Origin of the sequence: Bradyrhizobium sp. RD5-C2 (assembly GCF_019972155.1) — a bacterium.
GTDB lineage: Bacteria > Pseudomonadota > Alphaproteobacteria > Rhizobiales > Xanthobacteraceae > Bradyrhizobium.
In genome coordinates this window covers 24,869-43,824 of sequence record NZ_BOVL01000004.1, presented here as the reverse complement: position 1 = coordinate 43,824, position 18,956 = coordinate 24,869, and the positions used below count along the sequence as shown (strand labels likewise).

The 18,956-nt window shown below is 64.2% G+C and carries 24 protein-coding genes, 1 tRNA gene and 1 pseudogene; 12 read left to right on the top strand and 14 right to left on the bottom strand.

Annotation, left to right across the window (positions count from 1 at the left end; all coding sequences use genetic code 11):
- Positions 1-52: 52 nt before the first annotated feature.
- Positions 53-129: transfer RNA gene (locus BraRD5C2_RS01615), tRNA-Arg, on the top strand.
- A 193-nt stretch (positions 130-322) separates the two neighbouring features.
- Here BraRD5C2_RS01615 and acuR read toward each other — a convergent pair.
- From acuR to BraRD5C2_RS01600, 3 genes are all read right to left on the bottom strand, one after another.
- A complete protein-coding gene (gene acuR, locus BraRD5C2_RS01610) occupies positions 323-955 on the bottom strand; it encodes an acrylate utilization transcriptional regulator AcuR (protein WP_223966387.1) in 633 nt (210 codons plus the stop codon).
- Between the two features lie 154 nt (positions 956-1,109).
- Positions 1,110-2,900 (bottom strand): alpha/beta hydrolase domain-containing protein, encoded by a 1,791-nt coding sequence (locus BraRD5C2_RS01605; RefSeq protein ID WP_223966385.1) that lies wholly within the window; start codon positions 2,898-2,900, stop codon positions 1,110-1,112.
- Positions 2,833-3,351, bottom strand: coding sequence for a hypothetical protein (locus tag BraRD5C2_RS01600; RefSeq protein ID WP_223966383.1), 519 nt, complete (start codon positions 3,349-3,351; stop codon positions 2,833-2,835). Before BraRD5C2_RS01600 ends, BraRD5C2_RS01605 begins: the two co-directional genes overlap by 68 nt.
- A gap of 766 nt (positions 3,352-4,117) precedes the next feature.
- On the opposite strand from BraRD5C2_RS01600, the gene BraRD5C2_RS39340 reads away from it, so the two are divergent.
- The 3 genes from BraRD5C2_RS39340 (at position 4,118) to BraRD5C2_RS01585 (ending at position 5,751) form a co-directional block, all read left to right on the top strand.
- Positions 4,118-4,252 carry a hypothetical protein gene (locus tag BraRD5C2_RS39340; protein ID WP_263009966.1) on the top strand — a complete coding sequence of 45 codons (135 nt, stop codon included), beginning with the start codon at positions 4,118-4,120 and terminating at the stop codon, positions 4,250-4,252.
- Positions 4,253-4,520: 268 nt separating this feature from the next.
- A complete protein-coding gene (locus BraRD5C2_RS01590; RefSeq protein WP_223966380.1) occupies positions 4,521-4,934 on the top strand; it encodes a DUF992 domain-containing protein in 414 nt (137 codons plus the stop codon).
- A 520-nt stretch (positions 4,935-5,454) separates the two neighbouring features.
- Complete coding sequence (locus BraRD5C2_RS01585; protein WP_223966378.1) at positions 5,455-5,751, top strand: Zn-ribbon domain-containing protein; 297 nt, start codon at positions 5,455-5,457, stop codon at positions 5,749-5,751.
- 281 nt (positions 5,752-6,032) lie between these two features.
- On the opposite strand, the gene BraRD5C2_RS01580 is transcribed toward BraRD5C2_RS01585, so the two are convergent.
- The 3 genes from BraRD5C2_RS01580 to BraRD5C2_RS01570 are packed head-to-tail and all read right to left on the bottom strand — an operon-like array spanning position 6,033 to position 7,085.
- Complete coding sequence (locus tag BraRD5C2_RS01580; RefSeq protein ID WP_308444383.1) at positions 6,033-6,272, bottom strand: YdeI/OmpD-associated family protein; 240 nt, start codon at positions 6,270-6,272, stop codon at positions 6,033-6,035.
- Complete coding sequence (locus BraRD5C2_RS01575; RefSeq protein WP_223966374.1) at positions 6,272-6,652, bottom strand: cupin domain-containing protein; 381 nt, start codon at positions 6,650-6,652, stop codon at positions 6,272-6,274. Before BraRD5C2_RS01575 ends, BraRD5C2_RS01580 begins: the two co-directional genes overlap by 1 nt.
- Positions 6,653-6,671: 19 nt before the next feature.
- Positions 6,672-7,085: an SRPBCC family protein gene (locus tag BraRD5C2_RS01570; RefSeq protein ID WP_223966372.1), complete on the bottom strand. Its 414-nt coding sequence runs from the start codon at positions 7,083-7,085 to the stop codon at positions 6,672-6,674.
- A gap of 249 nt (positions 7,086-7,334) precedes the next feature.
- On the opposite strand from BraRD5C2_RS01570, the gene BraRD5C2_RS01565 reads away from it, so the two are divergent.
- A complete protein-coding gene (locus BraRD5C2_RS01565) occupies positions 7,335-7,640 on the top strand; it encodes a hypothetical protein (RefSeq protein WP_223966370.1) in 306 nt (101 codons plus the stop codon).
- 26 nt (positions 7,641-7,666) lie between these two features.
- On the opposite strand, the gene BraRD5C2_RS01560 is transcribed toward BraRD5C2_RS01565, so the two are convergent.
- From BraRD5C2_RS01560 to BraRD5C2_RS01550, 3 genes are all read right to left on the bottom strand, one after another.
- Entirely contained in the window at positions 7,667-8,302 is a 636-nt protein-coding gene (locus BraRD5C2_RS01560; protein ID WP_223966369.1) for a 2-dehydro-3-deoxy-6-phosphogalactonate aldolase, read from the bottom strand.
- 11 nt (positions 8,303-8,313) lie between these two features.
- Positions 8,314-9,228: a 2-dehydro-3-deoxygalactonokinase gene (locus tag BraRD5C2_RS01555; RefSeq protein ID WP_223966368.1), complete on the bottom strand. Its 915-nt coding sequence runs from the start codon at positions 9,226-9,228 to the stop codon at positions 8,314-8,316.
- A gap of 172 nt (positions 9,229-9,400) precedes the next feature.
- Positions 9,401-9,616 (bottom strand): hypothetical protein, encoded by a 216-nt coding sequence (locus BraRD5C2_RS01550; RefSeq protein WP_050402491.1) that lies wholly within the window; start codon positions 9,614-9,616, stop codon positions 9,401-9,403.
- 209 nt (positions 9,617-9,825) lie between these two features.
- On the opposite strand from BraRD5C2_RS01550, the gene BraRD5C2_RS01545 reads away from it, so the two are divergent.
- Positions 9,826-10,002 (top strand): hypothetical protein, encoded by a 177-nt coding sequence (locus BraRD5C2_RS01545; protein ID WP_171947593.1) that lies wholly within the window; start codon positions 9,826-9,828, stop codon positions 10,000-10,002.
- Between the two features lie 94 nt (positions 10,003-10,096).
- Here the strand turns inward: BraRD5C2_RS01545 and BraRD5C2_RS01540 are convergent, their stop codons facing one another.
- A complete protein-coding gene (locus BraRD5C2_RS01540; RefSeq protein ID WP_223966367.1) occupies positions 10,097-10,384 on the bottom strand; it encodes a hypothetical protein in 288 nt (95 codons plus the stop codon).
- Positions 10,385-10,524: 140 nt separating this feature from the next.
- Positions 10,525-10,766 (bottom strand): annotated as a pseudogene (locus tag BraRD5C2_RS01535) (hypothetical protein).
- 122 nt (positions 10,767-10,888) lie between these two features.
- Here BraRD5C2_RS01535 and BraRD5C2_RS01530 point away from each other — a divergent pair.
- A complete protein-coding gene (locus tag BraRD5C2_RS01530; RefSeq protein ID WP_223966366.1) occupies positions 10,889-11,125 on the top strand; it encodes a hypothetical protein in 237 nt (78 codons plus the stop codon).
- Positions 11,126-11,329: 204 nt separating this feature from the next.
- Positions 11,330-11,686, top strand: coding sequence for a DUF6481 family protein (locus BraRD5C2_RS01525; RefSeq protein WP_223966365.1), 357 nt, complete (start codon positions 11,330-11,332; stop codon positions 11,684-11,686).
- Positions 11,687-11,742: 56 nt separating this feature from the next.
- On the opposite strand, the gene BraRD5C2_RS01520 is transcribed toward BraRD5C2_RS01525, so the two are convergent.
- Complete coding sequence (locus tag BraRD5C2_RS01520; RefSeq protein WP_223966364.1) at positions 11,743-11,976, bottom strand: pentapeptide MXKDX repeat protein; 234 nt, start codon at positions 11,974-11,976, stop codon at positions 11,743-11,745.
- Positions 11,977-12,333: 357 nt separating this feature from the next.
- Here BraRD5C2_RS01520 and BraRD5C2_RS01515 point away from each other — a divergent pair, with 357 nt between their 5' ends.
- The 3 genes from BraRD5C2_RS01515 to BraRD5C2_RS01505 are packed head-to-tail and all read left to right on the top strand — an operon-like array spanning position 12,334 to position 15,262.
- Positions 12,334-13,356, top strand: a complete 1,023-nt coding sequence (locus BraRD5C2_RS01515) for a TRAP transporter substrate-binding protein (RefSeq protein WP_223966362.1) — start codon at positions 12,334-12,336, stop codon at positions 13,354-13,356.
- Positions 13,353-13,907: a TRAP transporter small permease gene (locus BraRD5C2_RS01510; protein ID WP_223966360.1), complete on the top strand. Its 555-nt coding sequence runs from the start codon at positions 13,353-13,355 to the stop codon at positions 13,905-13,907. The genes BraRD5C2_RS01515 and BraRD5C2_RS01510 overlap by 4 nt, the downstream gene beginning before the upstream one ends.
- The gene (locus BraRD5C2_RS01505) at positions 13,904-15,262 is read left to right on the top strand and encodes a TRAP transporter large permease (protein ID WP_223966358.1); all 1,359 of its coding nucleotides are present in this window, start codon (positions 13,904-13,906) and stop codon (positions 15,260-15,262) included. Before BraRD5C2_RS01510 ends, BraRD5C2_RS01505 begins: the two co-directional genes overlap by 4 nt.
- A gap of 34 nt (positions 15,263-15,296) precedes the next feature.
- On the opposite strand, the gene BraRD5C2_RS01500 is transcribed toward BraRD5C2_RS01505, so the two are convergent.
- On the bottom strand, positions 15,297-15,434 hold the full coding sequence (locus BraRD5C2_RS01500) for a hypothetical protein (protein ID WP_158231348.1): 138 nt from the start codon (positions 15,432-15,434) through the stop codon (positions 15,297-15,299).
- 111 nt (positions 15,435-15,545) lie between these two features.
- The gene (locus BraRD5C2_RS01495; protein WP_223966356.1) at positions 15,546-16,394 is read right to left on the bottom strand and encodes an SMP-30/gluconolactonase/LRE family protein; all 849 of its coding nucleotides are present in this window, start codon (positions 16,392-16,394) and stop codon (positions 15,546-15,548) included.
- Between the two features lie 265 nt (positions 16,395-16,659).
- On the opposite strand from BraRD5C2_RS01495, the gene BraRD5C2_RS01490 reads away from it, so the two are divergent.
- Positions 16,660-18,909 (top strand): lytic transglycosylase domain-containing protein, encoded by a 2,250-nt coding sequence (locus BraRD5C2_RS01490; RefSeq protein ID WP_223966355.1) that lies wholly within the window; start codon positions 16,660-16,662, stop codon positions 18,907-18,909.
- Positions 18,910-18,956: the final 47 nt, after the last annotated feature.

Below are 18,956 nucleotides of genomic sequence, written 5' to 3'. Positions count from 1 at the left end.
GACTTGGCGGAAAGGCGGATTTTTCATATTGCGGGTGCTACAAGGCGGCCACGGTCCCGTAGCTCAACTGGATAGAGTAGCGGATTTCTACTCCGCGGGTTGCAGGTTCGAATCCTGCCGGGATCGCCAGTTTTCAGCGCCCGAAATTCCTTAGATTTCAAAGGCCTTTAGCTGGCTTGCAACGCAAAGCAAATTCACGCTTTGCGTAGAACAGATGCCGATCAATGCAGCTGTTTGTCGCCGAATGCTGCACCAAATCCCCGGACCTATTCCGCACAGCGAATCGATTGTTTGATATTGAACGACCCAATGACAAAAAGGCTCATTTGCTGAGGAGCTTGAAAAAACCTTTCGAGAAGGAGTGAAGCGGGTCGGAACGGCGCTCGAGTTTGGCGCGCAGGACCGCGCCCTCCCAGCCGATCCAGAAGAATTCAGCAAGCCAATCGCAATCGTGGCTGGAAGAGATCGCCCCCATGGTTTGAGCAGACCTCAAGCACTTGGCTGTGCGCTGCTGCCAGTCGATGAACACAGCGAATAGTTGCTGACGAAAAGATTGCGGAAGTGCGCCCATCTCCTGGCCAAGATTGCCGACCAAACAGCCGCGCGTATAACGGAAGCGCTTCATGGCAAACGCAGCATCGTCGGTAAAACCCCTGAGCCTCTCCAGCGGGGGGTGTTGCTCGTTCAGGAAGAAGCTGTCGAGCTTCCGCGAAAAATAGGCAGCGTAGCTGTCGATCAGTTCCGCTCCAAATGCTTCCTTGCTCGGAAAGTAGTGGTAGAACGAACCCTTTGGCACGTCGACGCTACGCAAAACTTCCTCGATTCCCGTCGCGGAATAGCCCTTCTCCGTCAGCATGACGACGCCTGCACGGACCAGCGCGTCACGGGTCGCGCTAAAGCCGGCAAGTTCTTTCGGCGGGCGCCCACGACGGCGAAGAGGCAACGTCTTGCTCATAAAAAGTCAAATAGACCGGTCGTCTAAGAGAAGCAAGCGCCAGGCGGGAGATCCGTTTTAGCCCCGAAAACGGACATCTTCGCCCGCTCAGGTTCGAAAGTGCCGCTAACAATCGTCATACTCGTCGAGATTGCGCACGTGATCCGGGCGTCCCTCAGCGTGGCGCGTCATTCGCGGGGGCGGGCGCGAAGAGTTTGCTCGACGCGGCTTCCTGAACGATCACCGCCGCATCTTCCGGCAGCACGAAGCCTCGCCTCACAAGGTCCAGCGCGGCGATCCGGATCCGGTTCACATAATCGTCGCGGCCGTGATAGCGCTCCTCGATCGACGGGCGGGCGTCGCCGGTGCGTTCCCGCTCGGCTTTCGTCGCTGCGAACGGGGAGAAGGTCCCAATCAGCATGCAGGTGAATGTCTGCGGCGCGTTCTGTCCGCCATTGGTGCCGGTCGGCACGGCGACATCCGGCATCCGCACTCCGCCGAGCGCGTTGCCGTCCTGATCGCGCTTCGGCACCTGGATCACGGCAGCGGAAAGCGCGGTCGGTGCGCGCAGCGCGGGCGGATCGCCGCTCACGGTATCGAGCGGCATCAGTTCGCTGGCGGGCGGCTCGGCGTTGCGGCTCACCCAGTCATCGAGATGCAGCAACAAGGCCCGCGACAAGGGAGCCCAATCGAGACGGCCGGGCGATTGCGTGCACGTGGGCGCCTTTAGAACCACCACATGCGAGCCGCCGGCGACATCGTACATCCGCACATTGGCGGGGAGCGGCTGGTCCGCGGTACCGGACGCGCCGGTGCGACCGAGCGAAGCGCGCAGCGAGTAGTAATCCGTGGTCGAGTTGACCAGCATCATCTTCGGCGGCACCTCGCCGCGCGCCGCGACCTTGGCGGTGATCTCGCCGATCGTGAGCGGCCCGTCGTTCACGCCGGGAAAGTCCGGATTGGCGAAGGTGGGAGCTCCCTCGCCGCTCGACATTGGTCCAAGGCCGGTCTGCAGGATCGGAAGAAGACCAGCAGCCGAGACGAACACATGCATGCCGTCGAATACGCGCCGGTTGCCCACCATGTTGAAGCCGTTCAAGAGAAAGGTCTTCAGGAAGCGTCCGTCCTGGGATTTGCCGCTCGCGAGCACGCGGCTGATAGCGCCCTTGAGCGGGTTCGGCGTTCCTCCGGCGTCAGTGGCTGCGTGCGCGAGGAAATCCGCGGCATCGCGCACGATCGCAAAGCCTACCCCCTCGACGTAGCGCGTCTTGCCGTCGCTGTCGGCGAACGAAGGTAGCTCCGCGCCCTGTCCGAGCTCCCAATGCACCTCGGCGATCGCAAAACCGTGGTCCTGAAGAAAGCCGGTGCCCTGCTCCAGCGTGCCGGAGAGAAACGGCGCGTCGCGCGGCGAATTGTAGAGCGCCTCGGCGTAGACGCGACCGCGGTTGGGCACATCCACCAGCAATGCGCCGTTGCCGGCGCGCAGAGCCGCCGGCATCATGAGAATGATCTTTGCCGCGTAGTCGACGCGCCCGCGTTCATTGCGCGCCGCCTTCTCGAGGCCAGGAATGGCCTCTTGCGGCGCCAGGTCGCCATGGATCATGCCCTGCCAGATCACATAGTCGCCGGTGCGAAACGTGCCGTACGGCTGTTTCGACGTGAATTCGATTTTGGTGATTTCCGCAGTTGCAGATCGCGTCACAGCGATGAGGCCGAGCAGGCAGAGCAGAAACGACATGATGGGCCTGTTCAGGTGCAACATTGGAATCCTCCCGGCTTGATCGCCATGACGTTTTTGGTGTTGCGGTGCCCAGATATCGTCACTAGGAGCCATCATGGAAACGGACATAATGGACCGGCAATTTCTCACCGGTCCATCGCCTCTGGCGCAGAGCTTCTCACTCCATCCAATAGTCGATGTCGGTCTGATTGGCATTGACGCCGGCCTTCGGCTCGGACGGCCCATGGCTGCTAATGATGCCACGAATCCTGGCGAGGCTACCTGTGCCTCCCGTAATGACGCCCGATGTCATGTTTGTAAGCTTGCCGTCTCCACTGCTTTGGGCGACCAGAGATGTCCTGACAAAAAACTTGTCGCCATTCTCCAGTATCCAGACGTTGTAGATGAGGGCCGGACCATTGTTATCGATGTAGTCCGACATGCCGCGCGTCCACTGCTCTTTCAACCTCGACCCGTTGATGAGGGGGGCATCGTTCCCATAGATCCGCCGGATTTCGAAGAGCCGAGCTTGATGTCCCGGAATATCGCCAACATCGATGACATGTTGTTGGATGTATGTCGTCTGAGTTGCCGGGGTATCATAGCTGACATGGTGCTTCTGCTGGGCCACGGCCACCGGAGCGGTCAGAGCCATTGCGAGAGCGATCGTCATTCCAAGCGCGATCTTGCGAACCATACGTGACCTCTCATGTTGGAAACCAGCCAACCGCGAAGGAGTCGGCGGACGTTGTTTATTGGAGATGTCTCGATCAATCCGTCAGCGCTCGCCAGCGACCGAACTCCGCCAAAGTCGAGATCATTGCATTTAACCGAGACCCATTAAATTAGACCGGTCGTCTAATACTTGGCTGCGAGCGACTTCGCTATTCACTCTTTATTGACGACGCTTTGTCGGGACACGTTTCCTGCCGCGAAGGCAGCGTCTCGATGCCCGACGTCAACGACGAAGGCGAGCGCCACGCGCGGATCAGGTATCAGGACGTCTACGGCACCTGACCTGCGGACGCGCGAGCTGCAGCAAGAGCGACGCGCCGCGAGCGTGACCGGGCATGGGCAGCGCACCTGGCGCGGCAGCTCAATGCCGATTGCGAGGAGGAGATCGCGCGGCGGCACGGCGCCCGATCCCCGGAAAAATCACCGGGCCGCACGGACGATGCGCGCTAACGATTGGAGGTGTCGCGACAATCGCCGCGGCGCCCGGGTTACTCCGCGGGTTGCAGGTTCGAATCCCGCCGGGATCGCCACCCCACTCCCCTTCGATGAAGCCATTTTCCGGACGCCGCGAAGCCGGCCGGAAACAAACCCGGTCTAGCGTCCCGCCATTGCACCAAAAGGGGATTCGGTCATGTGGGATTTCATCAACGAATTGTATCGGGATTTCTGCCTGGCTCGCCTGCAGGAGATGCGGAAGCTGGAGCATCATATCTGAACGGGCGCCGAGCATGGACAACGATCAGCCCCTGGCCGGCGCCATCCTGACGGCGATGGTGATTGCCGCGATGGTCTGGGTCGCGATCGGACCGCCACCGGGGCACAAGAGGGTCAGCAGCCAACCCCAGACTGTCGCGCGACGCTAACGCCCGTATGAATACGGGTTACTCGAACCTCGACGCCAGTCTCGCAGACAGAACATGACTGGGATTGCGGGCCCAGATTGAAACAGGGCGCCGTCGGGACAATTCATTTCGAGCCCGGCGGCGTAGTTTCGTTGGCCGCCCCAATTCTAAGGATCCTTTAACCACGAGCGAAGGCCGCACGCGAGAGCGTGGACCGATTGCGCTTCCGTCCACGTTGTACAGCGCCATGCGTACAAAGGGTCATTGGATCATCGTTGCGGTGTGTAGCGTGGCCGTTCTCGCCACGCCCGTCGCAACCGCGGAGGCACAACAGGTGCAGGCCGGAACGCTCGCCTGTCGTGGCGGCCCCGATACCGGTTTCACCCTGGGCCCGGTGACCAATCTCGATTGCGTGCTGCAGGCCGATAGCGCACCGGACGGTCACTACGTCGCAGCCATTCCCAACCTTGGCATTTTCATCGGCGACGAGGAGGTCGCGCTGACCTGGAAGGTGATGGCGCCAGTGCCGTGGCTCGGGCTCGACCAACTCGCCGGCAGCTACACCCACGAAAGCGGCGCGCGCGACAATGTCCTCACCGGCGGCACGACTACGCCGATCACGCTGCATCCGTTGAACGAGGATGCGTTCTCGAGTCCGCCGGTCAAAATCGAGAGCCTGGAAATTCGGCCGATGGATCGCTGATCCTGATCGAAGCCGCGTACCTGCCGCCGAAACGCACAACGCCGCCCGCTTGAAATGTGTGCGGACGGCGTTGCTCTAGCCCCAGGAAGGTGATGCAAAATCCTGACAGCTCCAAGCTTGCACGTCTTGTGCCAACGATCATGGCCCATATGGGCCATTTGGCTGGAGAGAAACGAAGGTAGGTTAAGCACCGAGGCATCGGTGACGGTGCCTCACGACCAAAGTGTCAACTTGGCCTCAGTGTGTCCCACGCGCTGAGGCCTTTCTTTTTCTGATGTTCACGATCTGCTCTGAAATCGCGTCTTGTTCCTTATCAATCAGCGCACGCAACGTTTCCGTAGTTCTCCGTGCGTGAACAAAGTTCCGACGGCGCCTGAGATGCCGAACGTATTCTGTTCGTCACGTTGCAGGTTCCGATTCTCGCGATCTTGCGCGGCGTGCTTCGTGATTTGTTAATCCGGAATTGCTTCCTTGAAGAGATTGTCAGCGCTCTCATTGTACGTCGATATTTGGGGTCGATATGGAAGACTCCGTCCAGATCCGTTGCACACGCTGCAAGAACGTCTTTCGTGATCGCGCCAAGCGGCTGCAGAACGGTTACTCGCGCCAGTGCCCGAGCTGCGAGATCGTCCTCTTCTTCGACGAAGACTCGCATGATTCAAACATCAAGCGAGCGATGCGAACCGCGCGGCGCGCACGGAAGGAACTGCGTGAGAGCGAGGGCGTGAGCGCGAGAAGGGCCGCGGGCGTGCCCCGGCAATACAGCGGGCGCTCGGCATCGAACGCTCGGGGAACCGAGGACGACGGCGCCGATTGAGCTTGGCTCCGGGGAGTTGCCGCACTATCCGCCTCGGCCGGCATTTTCCGACGCGCGGTCGAGCCATTGCCGCGTCGATTCGTCACTCCAGCCGGGAACGGCGAAGCGCCCAGACGGCGGCGCATCCGCGGGCGCACGAACAGTTGCGGGTTGGCGTGCGTGGGAGTGACGCCGTGTTGCGGCGTTCGCAGACACGCACAGGATGACCAACAGGCCAAGTGCCAAGACACAACGCATCGCATTTGCTCCTGACGACCATTGCGACCGCGCCGAGAGAACGATCACCTCGCCCGTTTGCTCGGCCGGTGCGCCATTCCCATATAGACCCCGCCGGCCTTCAATTCTTCCAGCATCTGGTCGATCCGCTTGCGCCTGGTGGCAGCCCGCACGCTGCGTTCGATCCAGTGCAGATAGTCGTTGCGTTGATACGGCGGGCGCTCCTTGAACGCCTGCATCAGGCCGCTCGCGTCGAGCTCGCGACGGATCCCCGCCGGCATCGTCGCGCGCGGTCGTTTCAGCATCACGCCTTCTGCTCGTGCGGAGCTGCAACCTGGCCCCGCGGGCGCTCCGCCTCCGGTACCAACCATTCGGTGACGAAGTGGTCGGAGGCATGGATGTCGACCTGCAGGAGGCGGCCCGGCCCGGGATTGATGAAGGTGTGGGCCGCATGCGCCGGCGCCACCACGACCGAGCCGGCGGAAGCCTCGACCTCCCTGCCCTCGATCGTGAAACGTGCGCGCCCCTCGAGCACGATGAAGGTTTCGGCATAGGGATGGCGGTGCAAGGCCGGTCCCGGCCCGGGCGGCATGTCGACGACGATCACCGAGGTCTCGGATCCGGTGGTCCGTCCCTCGATCTCGCTGGCAGCGCCAAGCTGCCAGACCCTTGCTGCATCGATCACGTCGCCTCCGATGGCCGGATCAGGACCGCCGCTTTGCCTCGACGTAGCGCTTGAAATTATCCAGGATCGCCTGCCAGCCGCCGCGCTGCTGCTCGACCGAATGGGTGTCCTCGCCGTCGAAGGAGACCTCCACCTTGACGCCGTCCGCCTCAGGAGCGAACGCAACCTGCGCGGTGCGGTCGCCGAACGAATATTCGAGCAGGCGGGGCGCCTCGACCTTGGTATAGGTGCCGGCGAAATCGAACCCCATGCTGCCGTCCTTGGCTTCCATCCGCGACGAGAACGCGCCGCCGGCGCGCAGGTCCACCGCCGCAGCAGTGGTGTGCCAATCGTCGGACGCTGCATTCCACTGCTTGATGTCCTCGGGCGTGGTGTAGGCGCGCCAGACATCTGCGATCGGCGCGACAACGATCGTTTCGACGGCAATCCTCATATGCGTTCCTTCGTCGTTCCTTGAATGAAGCGGATGGGTGCATGGCGCCCGACCCATACGCCACTCTACTAGGGCTATTCGCCGTGATCCACAAATCGCTCCGCCGGAAGACAGCGCCTGCCCGGGCCGCCGCGACCATGAGGAGAGCGACGACGCGGTGCAACGAACCAGATGGTGTGTGGCCGGTACAAGAATTTCGTCAGGAATGACCGTGTATGGAAGACGGGTCCAACGGCCGGAGAGGACGACATGCGGAACCTGAATACTGTGCTGAGCAAGCTGAACGACCGCCTGCTGCGGCTGGAGGGCGAGCTGTTCGTGCTGCGATCGATCGCTCGCGCCGCCCTTACCTCCGGCGACGAGTCCGCGGTCCGCACCCGCAAACTGCTCGAGGGCGCCAAGCTCGCGCTGGCAGACGAAGCCGAACGGCCGCTGGACGCCGCGACCGGAAAATACGTTGCGGCCGCGATCGCCATGGTCGAAGAGCTGCTTGAAAACCCCCGCGAGGCAGCGCCGCTGTTCAGGGTGATCGATGGCGGCAAGCGGGACGAATAGACCGCGGTCGGGAATTCGGACCCGGCCTAGCTCGCGCCCTGCACGGCGCTGTCATACGCCTCGATCGTGACTTTCGCCCTGACCGCAACGTCCGCGGCCGACATGCCCGGCTTGTAGAGGCTGCTGCCGAGACCGAAGGCGCGAATGCCCGCCTTCACATACTCCACGAAATTCTGATCCGAGACGCCGCCGACGGCGGCGAGCATCACATCCGGCGGCAGCACGGCGCGGATCGCCGAAATGCCGGACGCGCCGAGCACGCTTGCCGGAAAGAATTTCAGGCTCGAGGCGCCCGCGCGTGCGGCGAGCAGCGCTTCCGTCGGCGAGAACACGCCGGGCATCGTGATCATCGCGTGGTGCCGGGCGCGCGCCAGCACGTCGACATCGACGTTCGGCGACACCATCAGGCGCCCGCCGACGCCATGGAGACGATCCACATCTGCTGCGGTCAGCACCGTGCCGGCGCCGATCAGGACGTCGGCCGGCGCCCGCTTCGCCGCGATCTCGATCGAACGGAAAGGCTCGGGAGAGTTCAGCGGAATCTCGATCGCGGTCATGCCGGCCTCGAGCAGCGCGCTCACAATGCCCAAAGCCTCATCCGGCTTGACACCGCGCAGGATCGCGACCAGCGGACGCTTCATCGGCGGAAACGGAATGCTCATGCGTTGATCCCTCAATGGTTCCAGATCGCCGCCGCGGCACCGGCGAGGCCGCGGCGAACCGCCTCCTCCGCATCCATTACGTGGAGCTGAATCGAAAGGCTTTCGAGCGCGATCTGATAGAGCCGTTGCAGGCGGCCCGATGCGATCAGCGTCACCGGCGTTGCTCGCTCCCGCTCCGCAAGACCGGCCGCCAGCTCGGCACCGATCAACGTGCCGGAGATCGTCTCACGGCCCGCCTGCGCGCTGCCGCCGAACAACAACTGCCGGGATCGCACCCGAAACAGCAAATTGGCGGATAGCGCCGGCGCGGCGAACGCGTCGGCGACGGCCAAGCGAAACGCATCGGCATCAACTGCCTCGTCCGCGCCGGCGACGGCGTGCGACAGGATGGTGTCGCGCGCAACCACGCTGAACAACTCGCCGGTCATGAAGGTCGCAAAGCGCGCGACCGTTCCACCGCGCAGGCGCACCCATTTGGAATGGGTTCCCGGCATGCAAACGAGGGCCTCACCCGACGCATCCAGACCGAGCGCGCCGAGCAACTGGGTTTCCTCGCCACGCATCACGTCCGGGGCCGCGGCATCGCGCTGCGCAATCCCGGGCAGGATGCGGATATCACGCGGCTGCCCGCTGACCACGACGGCACCCTTGAGTATCTCGGAGAGATGCGCCGGCGTGTCGACATAGCCGGCCTCGACCCAGGCCTGCCGCGCCCCCGCCATGCCGCAGATCACGACTGGTAGATTGGCCGCCGCGCCCAGCGCGTCGAGATGCGATTGCAGCACGGACGCGAAGCCGGCCCTCGCGGCCACCGTCATGCCCTCGTCACTGCGCCGTTCGCCGAACACCTCGCCGCCGGCGCTCATCAGCCAGAGCCGGAAGCTGCTGGTGCCCCAATCGACCGCGACATAGGAAGGCCCGCTCATCGCGCTCTGTTCCACGCTCTGGGTTTCCGGCGCTGCGATGGCGCCGCTGACCAGACGCGATAACGGCGTTCATCACGCCGCGCAAGGCGCGGCAATATCGCGAGGCTACGCGATCCACGCGAGCGAGCGTACGGCCGCTTAGCCCGGTTCGCGTCAGTGAATGCGCGATCGATTACCGCGCGCCCTTCAGCGTGCACGAGGTCGTGCAGGTCGTGACGTTGCCGTGGTCACACTTGATGCAGGCGTTGACGCACTGATCCATGACCTTGGGATTGTACTGGCTATAAAGATTGGCCGCGCAGCTGTTGGTCGATCCCGTGACCTCGGGGTCGGACCAGCAACCGGACAGTAAAAATGCTGCGGCACTCAAAATGGCGACCTTGCGCATAAGGCCTCCTGCCACGCTCTATCGATGTAAACCCTGCAAGTAACCTTGATAGGTTAGGTTAAATTCCGGTTTCAATTGCGACCTTACCTGGAAGCAGTATTGCTTATCCACCGGACATTTCCCCAAGGTCCGGGCCCACACCGGCAAGGCCGTCAGGCGTCCCCGCCTGGCGGCTTTGTTGCCCAGCAGTGCACAAGGATACCAACAAGATGGCCCGAAAGCCGCGGTGGTCGTTCAAGGAGGACCGACGACTGATGGAATTGGCGCGCTCCTCCAAGTCGCTGGAGGAGGTCGTGAAGGCGACCGGCCGTTCGCCGGAGCGAATCAAGAAGATGGCGATGCGCCTTGGCCTCTCCATCAAGCCGCGCGGCGCCACCAAGAAATAATTTGAAATGCGGCCGCGGGCGAAGCCCGGCCGGAGCGCTCTCGCGCGAAGTGGGCCGCCGTCAGCCTGAAGACGATACCTCAGAAACCAGAAATCTAGGGTTCCGGCGGACAATCGTCCTTGGCCCGCACCGGGATCGCCTTGACCTCGCCCTCGGTCTTGACCTCGCGCTCAGCCTTGGCCTCTTGCTCATCCTCGCCGGCCCGCGTGCAGGTGGTCAGCACGAAAGCCACCCGGCTGCACTGCCACGCCGGCCCGAGTGCGGCGCTGGACACCGGCTCTGGCGACGCCAGCGTCAGGGATAGATACGCTACCAAAACGGCACCCGCCGCGGCTGCGGCAGCCAGTGCCGCGCCCGTTCCGGACCACAGCTTGGACATCATGGCCTAGGTTCCCGCCGATCTCTGGGGGTCGAGGCAGCCCGCCTGTCCGCGTGTGACCGGAATCACAACCGGGACCAAACAGTTCAGCCCGAATCTTTGGGCTTGATGTGGGAGCTATATTGCACTGCCGCAAGGCAGGGTCAGCGCGCCGGCTCGATCACATTACAGTTGGTCCTGCCCGACATCAGGCAGTCCTGCATCTTGCTCGCCGCCGTGAGGTCATGCGCAAGCCAGAGACCGACCGCGAGCATGACCACCGCGACCAGCAGTCCGATCAGCGCCCCGCGGCGATTGCCTCCGTCTTCGGATTCGCTCATGGCCGCTTCGGTTCCCTGTTGCCATCGCCCGCATCATGACCTTTTGCACGGTTGCGTGCGATCAATTCTGCAACAGTCGCACAACGAAATGCGCGCCGGCAGCGATCGGCGATGCAATTCCGTTGCGGGCTCGCGCGACTCGCGAAAAACTGCTCGCTGAAGTGGAGCGCGTGTGCGGGGCGTGCCGGTGAGCGAACACGAAGCGAATTACGATTATCAGCGTTACAGGCAGCTGCTCTCGGAGGCTGTCGACGAGACCAGCAGACTGCGGCTGATCAGCCTCCTGATCACCGAAAAGGCGCGCGACAGGCTGGAAGCCCAGCGCGCCTCGGACCGCAGCGCGATGACCGCCGAGACGGTCGCCAAGGTCCTGGGCACAAAGCTCTCGGGCAACGGCTGGCGCGAGCAGTTTCAGCGCGGCTAGGCGTGTCGGCAGGTTCGGTGACCAACCACTCACCACGCCGGCCGCCAGCCGGGCGCAACCACTGCCGTCGGCCGCTTGCTCTCCGCTCATATCTCCTTTGCTCCACAGCCCCCCGTTCGCCACTGGCCTTTTCGCCGCCATTCACTTATTGAACGCCGAACCGAACCCCATCCATCAACGAACAGAAAGCAGCAGGCTTCCTCTATGAGTGGCTTCAAGGAACCGGGTTTTGCCGACCGCCAGAAAGCGGCCCTGCAGGCGCGGCAAAACCTCCTCAACAAGTTTCGTACCCAGCCGGGCGCTGACGATCCGACCGTGAAGGCACGGGCCGAGGAGCGCGCGGCGATCGCCGAACGCCGCGCCAAGGCCAGGGAATCCCGTGAGATCGAGAGGGCCGAGCGGAAGCGCCGCGAGGAAGAGGCCGCCGCAGCCGAGGCCGCCCGGATCGCGCGGGAGAAGGAAGAGGAAACCGAAAGACTGGCTGCGCTCGAGGCCGAGCAAAAGGCCAAGCGCGACGCGCGCTACGCGGCGCGCAAGGAGCGCGGCAAGAAGAAGCGCTGAGGCGCAATCAGGCCCGCCACGACGGCGGGCCTGTGAAGGATGAGCGGTGGCGGCGGTCAGTTCTTCTTCATGCCGTCGTCTTTCTTCATCATCGCGCCGCCGTCCTTCTTCATGGCGTCGTCCTTCTTCATCATGCCATCGTCCTTCTTTATGGCATCCTTGGACATCGTGCCTTCCTTCTTCATCGCGTCGTCCTTGCCCATCTTGTCCTGAGCGAAGGCGGCGGGTGCCAGCGCAAGGCTGAAGGAGAGCAGCGCGGCGGAAAGGCCGAGGCGGGTCTTGGTGGTCATGATGAGTGATCCCTTGTGTGGTCAAATGTGAGCGCGACGACTTGCCGCTCTCTCCTCGACGCACTTGCGCCGCCGGTTGTTACCTTCAATAACGATTTCTTGAAGCATGCCGCCGCGTACGCCCGTCGCTCATCACGCGAGGCCCGAACGACGACGCTGCGTCAGCGCAGTGTGCGCCGCAGCAACGGCAAGACTTGAACGGCAAGACTTGAATGACAAGAGTTGCGACCTCGTGTCGGCCCGCACTATCAGGGCGCCTCGAACTATCAGACTAGAGAAGTTTCACGCGAAGACCGGCTAAACTAAAGCTCCGCGCCGGCCTAACAGCCACCCAAGAAGCTCTTCAGGGAAAGAACCATGCTCACACGCCGCCACGTCCTCGCTTCCGCCCTCGCCGCGCCCGCCGTCCTGCGGATGGGTGTCGGGACCGCGCATGCCGCGACCACGCTGAAGATCTCGCATCAGTTCCCCGGCGGCACCATCGACAAGGGCGACTTCCGCGACAGGCTGTGCCGGATGTTCGCGGCCGAGGTCGCCAAGCGCTCGGGCGGCGACCTCACCGCCGAGATCTATCCGAACTCCTCGCTGATCAAGACCAACGCGCAGTTCTCGGCGATGCGCAAGGGCGCGCTCGATCTCAGCCTCTATCCGATGCCCTACGCCGGCGGCGAGTTGCCGGAGACCAATATCGGCCTGATGCCGGGCCTTGTCACGACCTACGACCAGGGCCTGCGCTGGAAGAAGGAGCCTGTCGGCAAGGCGCTGAGCGACTTCCTCGCCGACAAGGGCATTCTGCTGATCTCCTGGGTCTGGCAGGCCGGCGGCGTCGCGAGCCGCTCCAAGGCGATCGTGGCGCCCGAAGACGCCAAGGGCCTCAAGGTGCGCGGCGGCTCGCGCGAGATGGACATGGTGTTGCAGACCGCCGGCGCCGCCGTGCTGTCGGTGCCCTCCAACGAGATCTACGCCGCGATGCAGACCGGCGCCTGCGATGCCGGCATCACCTCCTCCACCAGCCTGATCTCGTTCCGCCTCGAGGAAGTCGCGAAGTCGCTGACCTCGGGCGCCGGCGCGTCCTACTGGTTCATGCTGGAGCCGCTGATGATGTCGAAGGCGATCTTCGACAAGCTGCCGAAGAACCAGCAGGACATCATCCTTGCCGTCGGCGCCGAGCTCGAGGCCTTCGGCCGCAAGGGTGCGCAGGACGACGACGTCGAGGTCACCAAGGTCTATGAGAAGGCCGGCGCCAAGGTCAGCGCGCTCGATGCCGCTATTGTCGGCAAGTGGCGCGACATCGCGCGCGATACCGCCTGGAAGGACTACGGCGCCAAGACAGCGACGGCCGCCAATTTGCTGAAACTCGCAAGCGACGTCGCCGCATGATCCATGGTCCGGTCCCGGATCAAGGTGAAAGCGCAAGCATAGCCGCGGGCAATACCGCCGTGGCGATGCTCGCGCGTGCGCTGTCCGTCTGCAACAATATCATCGTGGCGTTCGCCGCACTTGCCTTGATCGCGGCCTGCGTGATCCTGAGCTACAGCGTGCTCGGCCGCGCCGTGTTCCACAGCCCGAACTACTGGCAGGACGAGGCCGCCGTGTTCCTGCTGGTCGGCGCCACCTTCATGTCCTCGGCCTATGTGCAGAGCCAGCGCGGTCACGTCAGCATCGAGGCGTTCGTCGGCCTGCTCTCGGCGCGCGCCAACAGCATCAGGCTGTGGCTGGTCGATGTCGCGAGCTTCGCGTTCTGCACCTTCTTCGCCTGGAAGTCCTGGACCCTGGCGCACGAGGCCTATGTCGACGGCCAGGTGTCCAACTCGATGTGGTCGCCACCGCTCGCGATCCCCTACGGGCTGATGGCGCTCGGCATGACGCTGCTCTGCGTGCAGCTGCTCCTGCAAATCCTCATTCCGCTGACCGGTGGCGCGCGCCGATGACCGTGTTTGGTATTGGCATCTCCTATGGGCTTGCCACCCTTTTCGCGATGTTCTCCGGCATGCCGATCGCATTCGCGCTCGGTGCGGTCGCCGTCGTGTTCATGGCGATCTACATGCCGGCGGCCTCGCTCGATACGGTGACCCAGAACGTCTACGAGGAGATGGCCTCGATCACGCTGCTGTCGATCCCGCTGTTCATTCTGAAGGGTGCGGCGATCGGCAAATCGCGCGCCGGCCAGGACCTCTACTCGGCGCTGCACGCCTGGCTGCACCGCGTGCCCGGCGGCCTCGGCGTTGCCAACGTGTTCGCCTGCGCTCTGTTCGCGGCGATGGCCGGCTCCTCGCCCGCGACCTGCTCGGCGATCGGCTCGGCCGGCATCCCCGAGATGCGCAAGCGCGGCTATTCCGGCGGCTTTGCAGCGGGGATCATCGCCGCCGGCGGCACGCTCGGCATCCTGCTGCCGCCCTCGATCACGATGATCCTGTTCGCCGTTGCGGCCGAAAAATCGCTCGGACGGCTGTTTCTCGCCGGCATCGGCCCCGGACTGCTGCTGGTGTCGCTGTTCGGCGTCTACGCCGTGTTCCGCTTCCGCAAGGAATACGCCATGGCCAAGGCCGCCTATGACGCGACCGGCAAGGATGCGGCGATCCTGCAGCGCGACGAGTTCACCATGGCCGAACGCTTCAGCGCGCTGCCGCGCGTGATCCCGTTCGTGCTGCTCTTGACCGGCGTGATGATCGCGCTCTATGGCGGCTACGCCACGCCGTCGGAAACCGCCGGCCTCGGCGGCCTGCTGGCGCTCGGCCTGATTGCCGTGATCTACAGCGTGTGGAAACCGAGCGACCTGTCGCCGATCCTGAAATCGACCATCCGTGAATCCACGATGCTGATGCTGATCATCGGCATGTCGCTGCTCTATTCCTATGTGATGAGCTATTTGCACATCTCGCAGTCGGCAGCGGAGGCGATCGTCGCGATGCATCTGCCGCGCTGGGAGCTGTTGTTTGCGATCCTCGTGATGGTGATCGTGCTCGGCTTCTTCCTGCCGCCGGTCTCGATCATCCTGATGACCGCGCCGATCATCCTGCCGCCGCTGCGTGCCGCCGAGTTCGACATCATCTGGTTCGGCGTCGTCATGACCATCGTGATGGAGATGGGCCTGATCCACCCGCCGGTCGGCCTCAACATCTTCGTCATCCGCAACGTCGCACCCGACATCCCGCTGAGCGAGGTGATCTGGGGCACGCTGCCGTTCGTGCTGCTGATGATGTTCGCCGTGCTGATGCTGTGCTTCTTCCCGGAGATCTCGACCGGGCTGCCCAATCTGGTGATGGGGCCGGACGGCGGGCGCTAGAGCGGTTGCCTGAACTATCGCGTCAACAGGAGCTTCAGGCCGCCTCCTGCTCCCGTGCCGCCAGGGCCTGCTCGATCCGGCGAACCAGCAGCGCCGTCGGACGTCCCTCGCGCTGCAGACGGCGGAGCTCATTCCATAGCCTGATGATTTCGCGGTCGCGCTCGGCGTCCATGGCGGCATTCTCCGGGAGCCCCTGCATTATGAACGAAACAAGAACAAAACTCAAGTCCCAGGATGCCGTCGCTGGCGCTGGAACCCAGACGACACAACGCAACTGGCGCCGTCAGGGATAGCCGTCACCCGGTGTCTCGACCTCGACCACATCGATCCGCGATACCGATTTGCCCTTCCGCAGCTCCTCGTAGGACGTCTCCGCGCTCAGGCAGAACAGCGTCCTGCGGTCCGCGCCGCCGAGTGTACAGGCGAGCGCGCGGCGGCCGGGGACCGCGATGCGCGCACGCTCCACACCATCGCGATCGATCCGGACAAACGCGTCTTCGGTGAACGACGCGACCCAGACTGCGCCGTCGCCATCGAGGCAGATGCCGTCGGGTTCATTGACGCGACCGAACCGCCCGCGAAGGCTCAAGCCGCCGTCCGGCGCGATGTGGTAATCGGCGAGACCGGCACCATCCATCTCCGCGACGACGAGCCGGCGATGATCGGAGGAGACGGCAATGCCGTTGGGAAAGCGCAAGCCGTCGGCGACGACGCGGGCGCCGCCGTCGGGCGTCACCAGGATGATGCGGCCGACGGCGCCGCGGCCCTCCGGCGGCGGCAGATTGAAGCCGAGATCGCCGACATAGGCCCGCCCCTGCCCGTCGACGATCATGTCGTCGATCGTGCCGGTCGCAATCCCGGAGAGATCGGCATACAGCGACAGCGCTCCGCCGGAGAACCGCAGCAGCCGTTTTTTGAACATCGTCAGCACGACGATGTCGCCATCAGGCAGCACGCCGAGACCGCACGGCGTGTCGTCGGTCACCACCGCATGCTCCTGACGGTCGCCTGACGGGCTGATGCTGAGCAGCGTCCGCGCCATGCAGTCGACGAACCAGAGCCGCCCGCGACGCCAGCGCGGGCCCTCGAAATAGCGGCCGCCATCCAGGATGGTTTTGAGTTGATCTGACATCAGAGTGCCCCGCTGCCGCACGTTTCAACGAGGATATATCGCCGCTGGAACCGGTCAAACTGGACCCTCAGCTCCCACAAATGCCCGCCAAATGCTGGGTTCCCGTGGGTTCCACACGCATTATGCCTTATTTTGTCGTGTTTTCCCTGTTGAGTTGCGCCGGCATTAACACTCGAGAATCGAGGGTAGTGATAATCTGCGGCGATTGTGCTGCCGTATGACGCGTTCTGTTTGTGCCTCGTGGTTTCTCAGGGGGGACCAGGGAATGAACCGGTGCCTACGTCCGCTGGCGTGTTTCGCCACCGCCGCCGCGCTTGCGCTGCTTCCCGTTCAGGCAGCCGCAAAACCACATCACCAGCACCAGGCCAAGAGCGGCCACGGGGACAAGAAGGCGCATGGCGCCAAGGCCGGCATCAAGGCCGGCACGAAGGCTGCGCGCGAAAACGCCTCCGGCAAGCGCCGGCACGCCAGGCACGGCGCCGACAAACACAAATCCGCGAAGGCCAAATCCGCTCCGTCCAAATCGGCTGAGACCTCGAAGGCGTCCGAGCCTGAGAAGCCGGCCGGGCCGCAGCTGTCGGGCGATCTCGCCGCGGTCAGGGACGCGATCACCGCGGCGCGCCGGGGCAAGACCAACGACGCCACCGATCTCCAGGCAAAGATCTCCGATCCCGTCGGGCGCAAGCTCGTCGAGTGGTATCTGCTGCGCCACTCCGAGTCGAATGCGCCGTTCAGCCGCTATGCGGCGTTCGTCACGGCCAACCCGGACTGGCCAAGCGTCACGCTGTTGCGCAAACGGGCTGAAGCGCGGATCTGGCAGGAGCGCAGCGATCCGGCCACAGTGCACGCTTTCACGCTCGACCAGCCGATCAGCGCCAAGGGCAAGTTCGCGCTCGCACGCACGCTGCTCGCCGAAGGCGATCGCGACGGCGCCACGCGGCTGGTGCGCGAGGCCTGGCGCTCGGAAGAACTGCTGGACCGAACCGAGAGCGACGCCTACGACGCGTTCAAGGACCTGCTGACGCGCGACGACCACCGCGCGCGCATGGACAAGCGGATCGGCGCCAAGGATCTCGCCGGCGCGCGGCGCGCGGCACAGCACCTCGGCAGCGACGAGCTGGCGATCGTGAAGGCTTGCGGCGCGGTCCGCGGGCAATCCAGCAAGGCGGAGGACACGCTCAACGACGTGCCGGCGGACGCCCGTAGCGACCTTGGCTACACGCTGTGCCGCATCCAGTGGCTGCTCGCGAAGAACCGGATCGACGATGCGGCACGCGTGACGATTGCGGCGGCGCCCGAGACGATGGCGCAGCAGGACACCGACCAGTGGTGGCGCGAGCGCCGCGTCCTCGCACGCAAGCTGCTCGACCAGGGCGAGTACCAGGCGGCCTATGACGTCATCCGCGCCGCGGCGGCGCCGGACAATCCGTATTACCGCTCCGACATGCACTTTATGCGCGGCTGGATCGCGCTGCGCTATCTCGACGATGCCAGGACCGCGGCGGCGCATTTCGCACGGATCGACGAAGGCCAGACCAACCCGACCGTGCTGGCGCGCGCCGCCTATTGGCGCGGCCGCGCCGCCGAGGCGCTGGGCAACAGCGTGGCGATGCGGGCCGACTACCAGGCCGCGGCGCGCTACCCGACCGCCTATTATGGCCAGCTCGCGCTCGCCAGGCTCGGCCGTGACGGCATCGAGCTGCGCGCGCCCTCGCCGGCGGCCAGCGCCGGCAGCATGGCGGCCGACGAGCGCGTGCGTGCCGCCGACATGCTCTACGCGATCGGCGAGCCCGATATCGTGCTTTATTTCGCCGCCGACCTTGCCGAGGAAAGCGCAGATGTCGGGATGCTCGAGGCGCTCGGCGAACTCACCGGCCGCCATAACGATGCCCGCGCCATGCTGCAGATCGGCAAGATCGCGCTGGCGCGGGGCTTTGCCTTCGACCATTACGCCTTCCCGGTCATCGGCATTCCCAAGCACACCCCGATCGCTCCGGATATCGGGCGCAGCATGACCTACTCGATCGCGCGCACCGAAAGCGCGTTCGATCAGCGCGACAAGTCGGCGGCCAACGCTGTCGGCCTGATGCAGGTGACGCCCGAGGCCGGACGCGACACCGCCAAGCGCTTCGGCGTCGGCTATGACTGGAGCCGGATGGTTTCCGATCCGGTCTACAACACCCAGATGGGCGCCGCCGAACTGAGCGCGCTGCTGGCGGAATATCGCGGCTGCCACATCATGACCTTTGCCGGCTACAACGCCGGCCGCGGCCGCGTCCGCGACTGGATCAAGGCCTATGGCGACCCGCGTGATCCCAAGGTCGATCCGGTCGACTGGGTGGAGCGGATTCCGATCTCGGAGACGCGCAACTACGTCCAGCGCGTGATGGAGAATTTCGCGGTCTATCAGGCGCGGTTCGAGGACGCAGGTACGGCGTTGGCGGCAAAGAGCGGCGAGCGCGTCGTGACCCAGGAGAGCAACGCGGCGCCGGCGCAGACAATGCCGTCGCAATAATGCTGCGTCGTCCCGGCCTTCGCCGGGGCGACGTGGAGGGACCCGCC